A 15,742-nucleotide genomic window follows, 5' to 3' on the forward strand; every position below is an offset into this window, starting at 1 on the left:
GACCTCATTCCAGGAGCGAGAGCTGCCCCACCTCTTCTTTGGTGCCGACGTCTTCGATCGCGCGAAGCACGAGCGCGCAGAGCTCACGGAGCGTCGCGTCGCGTTTCGCCAGATAGGCCAAGCCCTCGGCAACCAATCCCCGCCTCTTGTTGGCCAAGAGCTCGGCCCGCAGGTCTTCGCCGCGATGTGCGATGCCCAAGAAGTAGTGGAGCGAGTCGATGAGATACGGATGGGTCCGCCCGTCGATCTGCTCGGCGCGCTTGAGCGCCGGCGTCAGGATCCAGCGTCCCGACTCCTTCGGATCCTGTTCGATGAGACCGGCGCTCGCGAGTCGGTCCGGGGTGTGCTCGTAGCCACGCAGCTCGATGTGCAAACCATCTCGCGTCCATCCGGACTCGTTGCCGACCAGGTGCAGCAAGTACACTTGCGTCAGGCCGTCCGCGTCCGTGAGAGCCGCGGGGAGGGGCAGCGTTTCACCACGCAGTTCGTGGATGAGAACCTTCAGGCGCTCGATCGCGATGTTGAGGTCCAGGACCGTCCCGTCGTGATCGAGGACCTTCCCGTAGTGCTGGCTGAATCGATGGAGGGCGCTGCCAAGAAGGATCATCCAGACGTCGGGACCGGGCAGGACGTCGCCGCCCTCCTCGAGCTCTCGGAGCTGCGCGCGCGCGTCGCGTTGCACCTCGCGCCTCAGCACACTCCAAGGGATCGACTCCGGATCACCGAGGCGCTTTCGACAGACGTGAACGATGTCGTAGGTGATGCCCTTGGTCGCCTGAATGACGATGCTGTTCAGCGCTTCGCTATGAGTCGGATAGGCGGCGACGAGGTAGAAACCCGCCTCGAAGAGCGACTTGAGGAGGCCGGTCCATCGATCGCCTTCCTTGTGATGGAAGGTGAACACCAAAAGGCCGTCGTCGACGAGGACACGGCGGCACTCGCGCCAGGCCTGCGCGAGGTGGTTGAAGAAGAAGTCGGCGTCCTTGTGGGACCCGTCTTCGATGATCTCTTCGGACTTGAGGGTGATCTCGGAGCCAAACTCGTCAGGGTAGTGGTCCTTGAGTACATGGTGCAGCCAGACATAAGACCAGTCGGACATCTCGGCGTACTGCACGGAGCCGGCGTAGGGGGGGTCCGTAATCACTACATCCACGGATGCATCGCCAATGGCTCCCAGATCAGACGACGAACCACACGACAAGTGTTGCTTCCAACCCGCCGGCGTAACGTCATCTACCAGAAGTGGTCCATCCTCATTGAACAAGTCTGGAGTCATGCGGTAGGAGCAGCCATCGCGGTACTTGAGTACGCAATTTTCGAAGGGGCCGCGCCCGATTCCGCCGCCCACGCCCCACACGTTGTTCTCAGAAATCGTGGTAGGATTCCGAAAATCATGGGCGGCTGTGACTCGCTGCAACATGTTTCGAGACACGTCGAAAGCGCAGAGGTTGGACGCGTTGTCCAGATGACTCTGAAACGCCCCCAACAAAGCATCACGCAAGACCGCATCCGGCTCCTCCCCAATCGCGCGCAACAACTTCCCCAACGCCAGGAGCTGCCGCGGGCCATAGAGCTCCGACCATCGCTTGTACTGGTGAATCACCAGGCGGTTGGTGTTGTAGCCGTCGTAGATCTCCTGCTCGGGCAGGGGGAGCGACGAACGGATCCGCTCAAGCTCCTCAGCGGCATCTTCGATGCGCTGGAGATCTTCGGCACTGACGGCCCCAAACCACTTGTTGTTGTTGGTCAGCAGCCCGAGTGCGATGGCACCCGCCTTCTCGTCGTCGGCATGGGGCGTGACGGCGTAATAGCCGTAGCAGCGGAAGGGCAGGGGCTTTCCATGGGCTCGCGCCGCGTCGACCATGGCTTGGGTGCGACCGCATTCCTGACAAGAGAACTTGCCGCCCTTGGCCGGGCCAGACTTCGGGGCGAAGCGGTGACCGCTCACGGGAGCGACGACTTCGTCGGGGATGCCACCACGTACCTCGAAGAAGTCGCCCGTGCTGGAATCGAGCAGGACATGAAGCTGAACCGTTTTCTTTTTTGGCTTGCGCGGTCCAATCGCGCTCGCGGGCACGCTTCCGCCGCAGTGCGGACAGTCGACCCCCCTGGTCGACACGCCAAACGCGAAACGAGTCGTGTGCGGTCGCTTCTTTCCTGCAGCCCCGTCCCCGAGAACCTGCGGTCCGCCAGCGGTAACCGTGCACCGGTCCAGCTCCCAGTCGAACTCCTCACTGCAATAAGGACAAACGACGTCGGGGATGTAGGCGATAGATGCATCACCACGCTTGCGAGCGACCTCGTAGTCCTTGAAGAGGTCCGTCACGCCACCGCAGAGGGGATCGGTGCACACGCCCTGCTTCACCCAGAACCCGTAGATGATGTCGGCATCGCGCCCAGTCAGCGGACACCGCGTCTTGTAGAGACCCAGGAGCTCGTCTTTGACCTTGTCGGCAACCCGCTGGAACGCCATGTCGAGCTGGTCCAAGTCGACCGGAGTCGTCTCGCCGCGAACGATGAACCAAGCGATGGGGTTGTAGTCGACCCCCACCACATCGAACCCGAGCCGAAGCGCCTCGACGATGGTGGTGCCTCCACCCATGAACGGGTCGAGGACGCGCAAGGGCTTGCCGTCCGGACGCTTTAGTCGTGGGTCGTCGCCGTGCCCCTTGTAGAACTCGGCCATCAAGTCGAGCGGAGCGCCGTCTTCCTCGGCGGGAAGTGCGGCACCGAGCAGGATCGCGCGAAAGATGCTGCTGGATCGCCGCGCGAACCATTTGTGCATCTTGTACACCGGCTTGAACGCGTTCCGCTCGCGCTGCGATAGCGGGTTCAGCTGAACGATAGGGAACGACTTCTCGATGTAGCGCGAGGTCATGACGAGGCGGGTCCCCCAGAGACCCGGAGCAGGGGTAGCAAGCGCTCAGGGAGGCTCGCGCCCCCGACAGCGAAACGAGGTGAGTCGGCGGGTTCGGGCCACGCTGTGCGCCCCGCCACGAAGACGAGACCGTTCGAAGAACGATGCGGCTGAGCGTTGGCGGAACTTGGGGGCGCGTCAGAGCTCCAGCGTCGAATTCCAAACGTGGATTGCCACGCACGACGCACGCGATCCCCTCGAGCGCCCTGATCCGCTCCAACGTCCTCGCGCAGTCCATGTCCCAGGTAGGTCGCGCCGAGCGTTGTCGTGACCGCGATGGGCTTCTTGGTCTGAAGGGCCGGGGCCAGGACCGTATCCAACGCAGTCTTGCGCTCCACCAGGAGCTCCTCAAGCGCATCGTCTCGACGGCCCAATGGGAGGTCGAGCCGAGCGCAACGCGCGCCGTTGTGGATAGCGCGCCCCAACTCGCCCGGTGTTCCCCCCGGCACGGGCTCTGGAGGACTGCAGAACGCGCGCGCGAGTGAACCAAGCCGCTTGGGACGGCTGTCGGGTGCGACTGGCCCAGTACGCCACATCCACGTCGTGACCAACCTCTCACCGCAGATATGTCGCACGTAGGACCAGTCGGCGAACGTCATCCCGTCGATGACCACGAGCGTCTCGTCCGGGAGCAGGGAGAGCGGTGCGGCTTCCTCGGGCAACGTCGCGTGCGAGAGCGGGTGGCACTCTGTGAGGAGCTCGTCGTAGAGCGAAGGAAAGGTGACGCCCAGAGGTCTCTCGATGTCCGCGGCGTGCTTCTCGATCGCCAGGAGGTGATCGAGCGCCAATGAATCGCTGGGGGTCGTGAGTTCCCAAAGGCTCTCGAAGAGCAGATGGCTCGGGCTTAGGGTCTGCGCCATCACCTCGATCCACTCGGCCGACCAGGGAACCACCCGATCGACGTGCGCCGCGACGGTCGATGACGTTGGCGTGGTATGCGCGGTCGGCGGGACCGACTTGGGGGTTGTCGGCTCTCGCGTGGCGCGCTCCACAGCTTGGCGCAGCGACTCGCCGTCGGGAAACCGAACTCGCCGGTCGTTTGAGATTGCGTCGTTGATTACAGAGCGGAGAGAGTCGGGAAGCACGGCATCTGCGGGCCATGACGCCGGGGGCACCTCCGCGCGTGGCTCGGCATCGCCCCAGGGGCGACGGCCCGCGAAGCATTCGAAGGCCACTGCACCCAAGGCAAAGACGTCGACGGAATAGTCCCAGCCGTCCGTCGAAAGATCTGCTGGCTGATAGCGCCGCGTCCCGCAGGGTTCCGAACCAGCCGAATCCAAAGGCGTCGCCAGCCCGAAGTCGATCAACACGGGCCCTCGAGTCGTCAGCTGAATGTTCTCGGGCTTCAGGTCTCGATGCACCACCTCGGCCCGATGAACCGCGGCGAGTGCACTGCAGAGACTCGAGAAGACCGTCTTGGCCTCCTCGAGAGTCATCGGGCCGCGCTGCAGACGCTCGGCGAGGGTCTCGCCGTTCAACCACTCGAGCAGGAGGTAGCTGCGGGGGTGACCCGCGCCGTCCGTGGCACCGAGTTGGCCGCCCCAGCGAGCCGTGACGACGTTGGGGTGGTGGATACGGCTCAAGAGGCGGAACTCGCGGAGCGGCGCTTCGGCGTCGGCGTCCGGCGCGGCGAGCTTGAGAACGAGCTCCTCCTGCAGCACTTCGTTCTTCACCCGGTAGACTTGGCTGGTCGAGCTCCGCGCCAGCAAGTCGATGACCCGGTTGTCGCCGATGCGCTCCTCCGGGCCATAGCTCGTTGGCGGCCCTTCGGAGCGTTGCTCCGTGGCGAGGGCGTGGATTTGCTGGAGTTCCCTCACGACCTCGGCTGCCGTGCCTGGACGCTTGCTGGAGTCCACTTGGGTGAGACGCCCGACGAGCTCGGAGAGCGCGGCCCCCCACGGTGTTGCCATGACGTCCGCGCGAAGTTCGGCCGTGTGGCCATCGGGCTGGAATCCCAGGAAGAGGTCATAGGCGAGGCGTCCCAGCGAGTAGAGGTCGGTGTTGCTGAAGACGTCGTAGTCCGACGTGTCCCGAAGCTCGGGAGCGCGGTACGCGTTGTCATCAATGTCGACGACGGCGTCAGCGCCATAGACCGTCTGCTGCGCATCGGGGATGTACGCCAGCTCAAACGCACACACCCGTGGTGTTCCGTCGGGCGCGAGCAGCGCGGCGTCCGGGCGAAGGTTTCGATGGTAGACGCCGTGCTCATGCGCAGCGCCGAGCCCGCGTGCGATGCCGATCAGGATCGCCAGCTTTCTGTCGACGGGCAGCTTGTCCACCGAACCCAAGGCAAGAGCGGTTCCGAGCGTGCCGGTGTCACTCCAATCGGTAACCTCGAAGAACCCGTCATCGGTTGAACCGAACTCACGCAGACGAACCACGTTCGGATGGTCGCCGATGCGGTGAAGGGCCTCCGCAGACCGCCGCATGGCCGTCAAGCGTCGTTCACGTTCCTCCGCCGAGTAGCGGTAGTGAGAAACCGCGTGGTCCTCGATCTTGAAGATGCGGCCGTCGTCGAACTCGGCGTGCCTAGCCAAGTAGGTACTGGCATCGTCGCTCTGGGCCTCGGTGGATGTGACGATGTAGCTACCGAAGCGGCGGGGCTTGAGCGTCCTCGCCTCGAGCTGTCCCGAGACCGCGGCCGCGAGCTTGCGCATGCCTCCCTGATATCGGTCGCGCTCCGCGCGAAAGCTAAGCCGACTCAGGTCGTCGATGTACGCCGAAAGTTGGCTCTCTCGGACGCAGAACGGGTCGTCGTCCGGAAAGACATCGAAGCGCGCGTCGTCCGACGCGACGAGCACGGACTGGACGTAGGGCGCGCGAAGCTCCTCGCCTTGGCTGACAAGGCGTACGTCTTCAAGGACGCCCTTGAGGATTCTTGCCTTCTGGTCGTTTAGCGGGAGCGGGTTCCGAACGAAGCGCCCATTGGAGAGCTGCCAGTCTCGTCGGTTGACCGCGCGGATGGGCCCCCTCCACGCTTTGACCTCGACGACATATGCGGCGTGTCCGGTCAGCACGACGACGTCGTATTCGTACGCATGGCCGTGGCGCTGGTCCCGAAACGTGACGTTGGGAAACACACGGTAGTAGTGCGGAAGCTCGTCGACGAGCCGCCGGACGACCGCCCGCTCGGACTCGTTCACGGGGCCCGCCCCAAGCTCGACGAGGGTCGCCATCTAGCCTTCCTCGCGATCTTCGAGGTGCAGGAGGGCGTCGTACGTCGCCTCCGGGACGCTGGGGACCGCTCGTGCGACCTTTATGACGTCCTGTTTTGATAGCGGTCCACGAATCACGAACTGAAAGTCTCCGGTCACCCGCGCCACTCCGACGCCCACTGGAAGCGAGTCGCGCAACGCACTCAGCAGCGGCATGTCCTCGGCACGATGAACCGTGATCTCGAGCCGTGCGATGACCTTGCTGACGGGCACATGTTTGGAGGACATCACGAGCTTCTCGAGCTCTGTCACGAGCTTCTGTCGCGTCGTTTGCGGTGCCACGCGGAGCTGGTTCTCGTGAGTCTCCTCCGATTCCAGCGGAGCCAGTACGTCACAACGCTGCGACAGCACCGTACGGGGAGCCGCGTCGGCCTCCTGCTCAATCAGGAACACGTAGTAGTAGTACGAGACCCCCTTTTGGAACTGCTTGTCGACGAAGCTCGTACCCGCATCGATATAGCGGTTCGCTTCCTGAGTGATGTCCAGGTCGAGCTTGTATTCCTCCCCCAGGTTCCACCCGCGGACGCTGGTGTACCGTTGCACCGCCGTACGGTAGGGGACGTCGCTCTCCGGGTACTGCCACGTGATGACGATGGCGTCTTGTTCGGGATCGTGCCGCGCCTGAACGAACCGATGCACCGGTAGCGGAACGTCCGATGGAGGCTCGGGGCCGACGATCGGCGGTAGAATGATTGCGCTAGCGACGCGCTTCGTCGCCAGTTGATCGACATTTCCATGGCAATGCGTCCGGCCATCGGTCGACTGGAGGCTCAACTTACCCTGGCGAGCAAGCTTCTTGAGCGCGTCGACGACCATGTCGGCGCGGTGTGGGATTGGCTCGCCGGGCGTCTGCTCGAAGTGTTCCACCAGCTGCTGCACGGGGCGGTTTTGGTACTCGCTCCACAGCCGCTGGACGCGCCGTTCGATGGCGGGCTGGCCACCAAAGTGCTGCTCGAAGTGCTCGCGAAACCGGATTGCAGAGAGGCCTTCGATCCGAGAAAGCTCGTACCAGGTGTCGTCGACGGGTGCGTCATCCGGTCCGGCGCGATGCCAAGACACGTAGATGCCGTAGCGCTCCGAAACCTCCTGTTGAAGTCGCCTTTGCTCCGCCGCGCGGGTCAGTTGATAGACCTTGGCCGGTTCCTCCTCAGGGCGCCCTTCGAGCAGGATCTTGCAGGCTTCGATGATCCGGGCCCGATTCATCAGCTCGCTATCGGTCAGGAGGCTGTAGTCATCACCAGCGCGACGATCGGGTTGGAATGCAGGCTCGATGAGCAGCATGAGGTTCCGCCTGGGCGCCAGGTTCTGGAGCCGAAGTCGGTCGCGCGCGTTCAGCGTGGTGGTCGACACGAGATACGTCGCAGGTGTGCCGGTGGCTTCGTGTAGCTTCTTGCGCGTAGCGGCTGAGTCGTTGGACGACGGTGTGTAGAGCACCATGCCACTGGTCTGCCCCCACGCGGATTGGATGGTCTCGCGGATGACGGTCTGCCAGGCCTCGTGCGTGACCTGCTGCGAGTGAGCCACCGCGCGAACTCGTGCCTGAGGGTTCTCTTGAGACCGGAAGACGAATCGGTTCTCGATTCGGTGGAGGTTGAACGCGTACTCCTGAAGCCGACGAAGTGCGTCCTTGATCTCGTTCGGATTCTCCCCCGGGTCGAGCACGGCGAAGAGGACCTCGTCTTCGGTGATGCCGGCATGAATCGGATCGGCAATGGAGTAGTAGACAATCGCGCTGAAGAGCTCGTCACGATGCTTGAGGTCCGAGGGGACCGATTCGAGGTTGTCACCAAGCGCGCGACGCACCACCTCGCCGCCGGTCGCGTCCAGATTCTGCAGGTCACGGCGGAGGTCTCGCTCGCGGAAGGGAAGATCCTGGCTGGAAACGATTGGGCGCGTCTGATGAGTCGCTTGAATGACCTTGGCGAGGAAGCGAAGCGAGCCCCGTGTGTTCTGGAAGCCACCAAGGTTGGGGACCTTCTTCGTCAGGATGTCGAGGAACTCCGGAGTGAAAGGGTACGTCGCTCTCATCCGCTCCCGGTACGAGTCCAGGGAGGCAAGACCCGCGTCCGAATAGGCGTCGATGTACGCTTCCACCACCGCGTCTCGCTCTGCGGTGTCGAGCTCGCCATGGTTCTCGAACAAGCGGTACAACAAGATCTGCTGGCGGTCTGTGGACGAGCGAAAGGCGAGCTCGGTCGGTCGCACACGACGTAGCGTCTCCGCGGGCTCCGCTTTCTCTCCGAGCACGCTCGTGACGACGGTCAGGCGGGGGTTCCTCCGGGCCACCTCGGAAAGCGCTTGGATGAAGTTGCGGTTGCGGCTCTGGTTCTGCTTCGAGAGCGCGTCGTACCAGCGTTCGAGCTCATCCAGCACGAAGACCGTGGGAGTGTCGTCGAGGAACGACTCGATGGTGTCCGCGTCGGGGTAGGTCGAGACATCTTTGGCCAACTCGGACTTGCCGAACGCCTCGTAGACCACGTCCCAGAGGTTCTCTGCCGTGCGCTGGATGAAGCTGCGCGTCACGACGCGGCAGGCGTCGGGGAGCTCGATGCGCGCGATGCCCCACCGCTTGGACCATGCGAGAGCGACTCGAGGAGCCGAAAGCGCATGGTGTGCCGCAAGCAGGATGTGCGACTTTCCGAGACCGTATCGCCCCGAGAGCACGATAGTCCCAGAGGTGCCGTCGTCACCCCGCATGCGCTGCGCGAGGATTTCCAACGTGTGACGCACGTCCTCCGTTGGATACGTCATCTCGAAGAACGCCGCAGGGTCCTGCAGGGCTTCGAAGGCTGGCACCTCGTCGGCGAGTCGTCGGCCTCCCCCCTTGCGCTTCCCGGGTGGCGATCCCCCGACGGCGGAGAGATCGATCATGTCGATCATCCCCGAGTCGGTGAGAACCTCGGGGCGGACCTTGAGAATGCGGCTGAATGGTTGTTGCGACACGTAATCAGACCCGCGTAGCGCGCCTTCCCGACGGGCATCAGGCAGCAGGTCAACACAAAGCCAAGATGTGCTCCGTCCTCCACCAATTGTGCGCAACCACGTGGCCCGCAAAGCTAGTCTGTGGGTGGCGAACAAGTCAACGCCTAGGTGATGGCAACGGCAAAATCGACAGGGAGTCACGGCGCGAGGCCACGCACGCGGAGTGCTACCCCCGTGTCGTGACCGACCAACGCTGCGACCTTCACCCTTGGCGTCGACACCTCATGCGCTCAACGGCTGCGTAGACGCACGCTTCACGGAGTGTAGCGTTCAGAGGATATGAACCGCAGCGACGGCACTCGGCGCTCGGCTACCTACGCCGGGCCGAGTTCGAGAGGCACATTCAGCCCATGGTGCCTCTGGCAGCGTAAGAAGACCATCCCCGAATTCGGGTCAATTCCAAGGACCCGGTGCCGCCCAGAACGTTGCCGGGAGGCCGTCGCCGCTCACCACCCGCGCGGGAGCATCGAAACACGCTCCTTTGCGGTCAGTGCGCCTCAACTGGCAGACCGCTTGGGGGTGCGTCGTGCTCTCAGAGCAAGGTGCACGCTCGCTGCGGCGCCGGGCAGAACACATGTGCGCTGTGTTCGCGACCAACCCGCTACGATAGAGTAACCCGTCAATGCATATGCAAGGAGTGCTTCATGACCGCAGGTGTCCCCTTCTGGCAGGTTCGCCAGCTCGTGTCGTGTGCAATCTGCGATGTGCCGGTGAGCCACCAACATGAACTCGATGGCGACATCGTGTGCACCAGCTGCTACCTGCACGCGCGGGGCCGCAGCGAGCTCGATGGCATCGGGTTCGCGCTGACCCTCATGTTCGACCGCAACGTGTGTGCGTACTGCGGCGAGTTCGCCCGAGACGAGGAGCAGCTTCCCGCGCAGACCTCGGAGGACCCGCTCTGGACGGTGCTCCAGTGCGAGGAGTGCCGCGACCTCGTGCGCGGGGAGACTTTCCGAACGTTCGAGGAGAAGCGCCTTCACATCAAACACGGGCTCGCGCGGCGCTACGCTGGCGTCGTGGGCGCACGTGAGTGGGACCACGAAGAGATCGAGGAGTTGGGTCGCGGGCTGCGAGAGTCGGTCGAGCTCGCTGAGCAGGCGCGCAAGATCGTTCAGGCCAGGCTCCAGTTTACATTCGACCAACTAGTTGGCTTCTAGTTGGCCGAACAACCTGCGCTCGTCGCAAGCTCGCGAATGGGACGCATCACGCTCCCCCAGCCCCCAGACGAAAACGGCCGGGTAGCTTTCGCTAACCGGCCGGAATCACAAGCAAATCTGGGAGCGGGAAATGGGATTCGAACCCACGACTTCAACCTTGGCAAGGTTGCACTCTACCACTGAGTTATTCCCGCGAAGGGCCGCTTATCTACGGTGCCCGGGGCACCCCGTCAAGGATTTTTTAGCGCCCCCGGGGCCCTTCTCGGGCGGCGTCGCGGAGGGCCAGCGCGGCGAGCCCCAGGAGCCCCAGCGTGCCCAGCGTCACGCACGCGGCAACAGGCTTCCAAGCCGCCCCAAACATGAAGCAGAAGGTCACCAGCACCCCCGGCAGCTGCAGCAGCGAGCTGGCGCCCAGGAAGGCTAGGACGCGGGCCCCCGCGCGCAAGTCAGGCCGCATCGGGGGCAGCTGCCGTAGCCGCCGGCGAGCCAGGTGGCGCATCAACACGTAGCTGGGCACCGCCAGCACCACGGTGAGCACCACCAGGCCCCGCGCCGCCGCGCTCATGGTGGGCCGCAGGAGCTCGCGCAGCTGCTCGAAGTCGGCCGGGAAGAACGCGGCGCGCAGGGCGGTCTCGGCGGCCCAGGCGGTGGGCACGGCGGTGACCACGAGGGCCATCAGCGCGACCCGGCTGCGTGGGCTGAGGTCCACCGCGGGTTCAGATGCTCAGCGAGCCCTTGCGGAAGTCGGTCGCGCCGATCCACGCGTTGATGCACACGGGGCGGCCGTTGCGGGCGTGCTCCTTGGCCTCGGCCAGCACGCGCGGGACGTCGGCGGGGTCCTTCACCACCAGGCCCACGCCGCCGTAGCCCTCGGCCACCTTGTGGTAGTCCGTGCGGCGCAGGGCGGTGCCGCAGTCGCTGCCCAGCAGCGTCACCTGGTCGCGCGCGATCTGGTTCCAGCTGGCGTCCGTGCCGATGACGGCGATGACGGGCAGGCCGTGCCGCGCGTAGGTGTCGAACTCCGCCAGGCTGTAGGCGCTGCTGCCGTCGCCCCAGAAGAGCCACGTCTCGGCCCCCGGTCGCGCCAGCGCCGCCCCCGCCGCGTAGCCGCCGCCCACGCCCAGCGTGCCGAACACGCCCGGGTCCAGCCAGCACAGGGGGTTGCGGGGCCGGAGGATGTAGCTGGCCGTGGCCACGAAGTCCCCGCCGTCCACCACGATGACGGCGTCGTCCGCCATGACCTTCTCGATCTCGCGGCACAGGTAGAGCGGGTTCACGTACTCGGTGCGCGCCCTGGCTTGCTCGGCGATCTCCGCGTCGCGCTTCTGCTCGTTCTTGCGCAGCTCCGCGTACCACGGCTCCCACACCAGCCGGGAGGGCCGCGCCGCGCGCGCCAGGTCTTGCAGGGTGCGCCCCGCGTCCGCCAGCACGGCCAGCGTGGGCCGCCGGTTCTTGGTGAGCTCCACCGGGTTGCGGTTGACGGTCACCAGGTCCGCCTTGCGGTTGATGCCCAGCCCGTAGCCCATGCGGAAGTCGAAGGGGAAGCCACACACCAGCACGAAGTCCGCTTCCTTCAGCGCCTTGCCCCGCGCATGACGGAACTGGATGTCGCTGCCGTCGCGCCCCAGCAGCCCGCGCGCGCAGCCGCCCAGGAACACGGGCGCGCCCAGCGCACGCAGCGCGTCGGCCGTCTGCTGCGCCTCCATGCTCTCCACCACGCTCTGGCTGCCCAGCACGATGACGGGCTTGCGCGCGGCCTCGAGCATGCCCGCGATCTTCTGCACGTCGGCGCGCGCCGCGGTGGGAGGCGTGCGGCGCTGGGCGGGCTTGGCGGCCACCTTGTCGGCGCCCTGGAACACGCGGAAGAGGTGCGCCATGGCCAGCTTGTGCAGCGCGCGCATGGGCAGCGCCGAGTTCTTCTTCCCGCCGCCGGTCATGTCCGCGTACATGCCGCGCACCAGCTCCTGCGAGTACAAGAGGTCCACCGGGCACTCGATGAACACGGGCCCGGGCACGCCGTCCAGCGCCACCTCGAAGCCCTCCTCGAGCGCACCCACCAGGTCCTTCACGCGCTTCACCTGGCGCGTCATCTTCACCATGGACTGGATGGGCGAGATCTGGTCGATGTCCTGCAGCGCGCCCCGCCCGCGCAGCGCGGTGGCCGTGGCGCCCCCCAGCAGCACCAGCGGCGACTGCGCCAGGTATGCGTTCTGGATGGCGGTGAGCGTGTTGGTCACGCCGGGCCCCGCCGTCACGGCCGCGACCCCGGGTACGCCCGTCATGCGCGCCACCGCGTCGGCCGCGAACACCGCGCTCTTCTCGTCGCGCATGTCCACCACGCGGATGCCCGCCCTCTGGCTCTCCACCAGGATGGGCGAGATGTGCCCGCCGCACAGCGTGAACAGGAACTGGACCCCCTGCTTGCGCAGCACGTCCGCGATGAGCTTGCCGCCGTTGATGTCGGTCATGGCTGGTCTCCCTGGGTCTCTGCGCTCGCGTTGGGCTGCGGCCCGAGCACGTGCGCCGGCAACACGAAGCAGGTGAACGTGCCCTCGAACACGGTCTCGACCCCGCGCGTGCAGGTCACCTTCACCACCTGCTTCTTGCCCGCGCCGCTCTCGGCGTCGCGCGTCGCACGCGCCACCACCACGTCGCCCACCACCACCGGCTTGGTGAAGCGCGTCTCGGCGGCACCCAGCACCACGTACGGGTCGTTCACGGCCAGCATGGCCGCGTAGTCCGCGAGGCCGAACACGAACCCGCCGTGCACCAGGCCGCGCGCGTCGGCCGCCATGCGCGCGTGCGTGGTGAGCGCCACCTCGGCGAACCCCTCGCGCAGGGTGCGCGGCGTGCCCACCCACTCGGGGTCGATGGCGTGGTGCGTGTTGGTGTCCACCATGCGCGGCATCGTGCCCGATGTGTCTTTCGGAAGCGAGCAGCGAAGGGGCGCGGCAAGGGCGAGCGCGAGGCACCGCGACCGAAGCGTTCGTCGCGTCCGAGGCAGGCAGGTAGGGGCAGCACCGACTGAACGAGGCTGTCTCAATACCGGCTGGCAGTCGGGCATGGGGGCACCCCGGACTAAAGTCCGGGGCAGCGTCCTTCCGAGCGCCCGGCTACCGCCGAGCACTCGGAAAAGTCCTCCCCACAAGGGGGAGGACTGTCTTGCTCGGCGCCACCGCAAATCCAAGAACGCGCCCGTCCCGCCGAACACCCGACAGCAACCCACGAGACGCAGTCCGCCTCCGCAGGGGGCGGACTTCGAGCTGGCGATCACCTGAGATCGCTGCCCCGGACTTTAGTCCGGGGTGCCCATCGCCCGACTGCCGGCCGGAATCCAGGCAGCCGATTTTGTCCGGGGTGGCCACATGCCCGACTGCCATCCCGAATCGAGACAGCCGCTTCAGTCCGGGTGCCCCACAGCTCAACTGGTAGCCGGTATTGAGGCAGCCTCTTCAGTCCGAGGAGCTCGAACAGCTCACCCCGGAGGCAGCGCCTCGCCCACCACGTTGATCGTCCCGCGCGCGCACAGCTCGGGCTCGGCGCCGCCCGGCAGCTCCCGGAACAGCTCGCAGTCGAACTGCGCCAGCGCGCCCGCGCCCCAGCTCTCCTTGGCCACCACGCGCAGCACGTCGCCCACGCGCAGCTCGGGCACCACGAAGTCCACGCCGCGCGTGCCCAGCAGCGCGCCGGCCACGGGGTTCGGGTCGCTGCCGCTCGTGCGGTGGCTCATCAGCACGGCCGCGCTCTGCGCGAACAGCTCGATGGCCGCGATGGGCGAGAGCACGCCGTCCACGGCCAGGATGTGGTCGGCGCGCAGCGTCATCGTGGTCTCGACCGAGCTCGGGCCCACGGCCAGCACGTCGTCGATGAAGCACATGGGCCCGCGGTGCGGGATGCGGGCCAAGAGGTGCGTCAGCTCGCCCATGGCGCGCTCAGCTGTCGCTGCCGCCGGTGGGCATCGGCACGTCGGGCTCGGCCTCGCCGCGCTCGGCCGCCGCGATCTCGTTCTCCACGAACGTGATGAGCTCGTCCACCGTGCGGATCTGCTTGGCCGTCTCCGGGTCCGGGCGGCGCCCGGTCATGTCGCGCAGCTGCACGAAGATGTCCACCGCGTCGATGCTGTCGAGGTCCAGGTCCTCGTAGAGCGTGGACTCGGGCTTGATCTGGTCGCGCTCGAGCTCGAAGGTGTCGGAGAGGATTTCGACGATCTCGGCAAAGATCTCGTCGCGGGTCATCGTGCGGCTCATCAGGGTCGGATGCTTGTCAGAGACGCGCCGTGATCGCAAGCGGGGCGTGACCTTGGCCGCGCCCCGCCGCCCGTGCCGCGCCTTCGCTCAGGCCTTCGCGTGCCCAGCCCGCAGCGCCGTGTAGGCCGCCGCGTCCAGCATCTCGCGCTCGTCCAGGTCGCGCTCTGCGGCGGGCATCCACGCGCCCTTCGCGGCCGCGGGCCCGGCGCTCAGCGTGAGCAGCTCGCCGCCGAAGCCGCTGCCGTACGAGAACGCGCCGATGCGCGTGCCCTGCTTCAGCCCCGCCAGGGCCGTGGCCACGGAGACCCACAGGCTGGCCGTGTAGCAGTTCCCCACGCGCTGGTTGAGGCGCATGGTGGGCACCACCTTGTTCTCGTACAGGCCCGCCGTGGTGCCCTCGTCGAGGCCCAGGCGCTCGCCCACCTCGGCCACGGCCTTCTTCACCATCTTGGGGAAGGGCACGTGGAAGCACAGGCTGTCCAGCTGGTTCAGCACGTCGAGCGCGCTGGGCGCGTTCTTGCCGCCAGCCTCGGCCTGCTCGTGCGCCACGTAGTCGGCGAAGCAGCTGGCCGCGGCCAGCTTGTAGCAGTCGAGCGAGAGCTGCCCCTCCACGCTGGGGAAGGCCTGACCCACGGGGCGCCAAAAGTCGAACGCGGGCTGACTGTAGGGGAAGCTGGCCACCTCCACGGCGGCGATGTCGGGGGTGCCCACGATCATGGCCACCGCGCCCGCGCCCTGCGTGGGCTCGCCGCCGTCCTCGGGGGCGTAGAGCGCGACGTCCGTCGCGATGACCAGCGCCGACTTGCCGCGCGCCGCGCCCGACAGCTGCCACTCGACCGCTTGGCGCAGCGCGAGGGTGCCGCCGTAGCAGGCGTGCTTCACCTCGTACGAGCGCACGGGGCCCACCAGGCCCAGCTCCTCGGCGACCCAGGCCGACAGCGGGCGGCTCATGTCCTTGGCGGTCTCCGTGCCCACCACAATCATCCCGATGTCCGCCAGCGTGCCCGACCAGCTGTCGAGCGCCCGCCGCGCCGCGCCCACCGCCAGGGTGACCACGTCGGTCCCGGCAGGGCACAGCGCCATCTCGTGGCAGCCCAGTCCGGAGAGGTACTTGTTTGGGTCCACCCCGCGCAGCGCGCCCAGCTCCGTGAGGGGCAGCGCGGCGGAGGGGAAGTGGACGCCCAGGGCGGAGATTCCGACGGTCGAGGTGCTCATGACGGA

The 15,742-nt window shown here is 66.3% G+C and carries 10 protein-coding genes and 1 tRNA gene; 1 reads left to right on the plus strand and 10 read right to left on the minus strand.

From position 1 onward, the window contains the following. Nucleotides 1-4 precede the first annotated feature (4 nt). From H6726_32325 to H6726_32335, 3 genes are read right to left on the minus strand one after another with little or no spacing between them, the layout of a single operon-like run. Entirely contained in the window at nt 5-2,878 is a 2,874-nt protein-coding gene (locus H6726_32325) for a DUF1156 domain-containing protein (GenBank protein ID MCB9662371.1), read from the minus strand. Then, nucleotides 2,875-6,093, minus strand: coding sequence for a protein kinase (locus H6726_32330; protein ID MCB9662372.1), 3,219 nt, complete (start codon nt 6,091-6,093; stop codon nt 2,875-2,877). The genes H6726_32325 and H6726_32330 overlap by 4 nt, the downstream gene beginning before the upstream one ends. Further along, nucleotides 6,094-9,012 (minus strand): ATP-binding protein, encoded by a 2,919-nt coding sequence (locus tag H6726_32335; GenBank protein MCB9662373.1) that lies wholly within the window; start codon nt 9,010-9,012, stop codon nt 6,094-6,096. Between the two features lie 746 nt (nt 9,013-9,758). Here H6726_32335 and H6726_32340 point away from each other — a divergent pair. Beyond that, a complete protein-coding gene (locus H6726_32340) occupies nt 9,759-10,274 on the plus strand; it encodes a hypothetical protein (protein MCB9662374.1) in 516 nt (171 codons plus the stop codon). Nucleotides 10,275-10,396: 122 nt separating this feature from the next. On the opposite strand, the gene H6726_32345 is transcribed toward H6726_32340, so the two are convergent. The 7 genes from H6726_32345 to H6726_32375 all read right to left on the minus strand — a co-directional run bounded on the left by H6726_32345 (nt 10,397) and on the right by H6726_32375 (nt 15,736). Then, nucleotides 10,397-10,468 (minus strand) — tRNA-Gly (locus tag H6726_32345). Nucleotides 10,469-10,515: 47 nt separating this feature from the next. Next, complete coding sequence (locus H6726_32350) at nt 10,516-10,983, minus strand: hypothetical protein (GenBank protein MCB9662375.1); 468 nt, start codon at nt 10,981-10,983, stop codon at nt 10,516-10,518. Between the two features lie 7 nt (nt 10,984-10,990). Beyond that, nucleotides 10,991-12,742 carry a thiamine pyrophosphate-binding protein gene (locus tag H6726_32355; GenBank protein ID MCB9662376.1) on the minus strand — a complete coding sequence of 584 codons (1,752 nt, stop codon included), beginning with the start codon at nt 12,740-12,742 and terminating at the stop codon, nt 10,991-10,993. Beyond that, the gene (locus tag H6726_32360; GenBank protein MCB9662377.1) at nt 12,739-13,173 is read right to left on the minus strand and encodes a PaaI family thioesterase; all 435 of its coding nucleotides are present in this window, start codon (nt 13,171-13,173) and stop codon (nt 12,739-12,741) included. Before H6726_32360 ends, H6726_32355 begins: the two co-directional genes overlap by 4 nt. A gap of 576 nt (nt 13,174-13,749) precedes the next feature. Further along, nucleotides 13,750-14,199, minus strand: coding sequence for a hypothetical protein (locus H6726_32365; protein MCB9662378.1), 450 nt, complete (start codon nt 14,197-14,199; stop codon nt 13,750-13,752). 7 nt (nt 14,200-14,206) lie between these two features. Continuing rightward, nucleotides 14,207-14,509: an acyl carrier protein gene (locus H6726_32370; GenBank protein MCB9662379.1), complete on the minus strand. Its 303-nt coding sequence runs from the start codon at nt 14,507-14,509 to the stop codon at nt 14,207-14,209. A 99-nt stretch (nt 14,510-14,608) separates the two neighbouring features. Continuing rightward, nucleotides 14,609-15,736, minus strand: coding sequence for a hydroxymethylglutaryl-CoA synthase family protein (locus H6726_32375; protein MCB9662380.1), 1,128 nt, complete (start codon nt 15,734-15,736; stop codon nt 14,609-14,611). Between the last annotated feature and the right edge of the window lie 6 nt (nt 15,737-15,742).

The organism is Sandaracinaceae bacterium, from assembly GCA_020633055.1.
Lineage (GTDB): Bacteria > Myxococcota_A > Polyangia > Polyangiales > Houyiibacteriaceae > JADJJE01.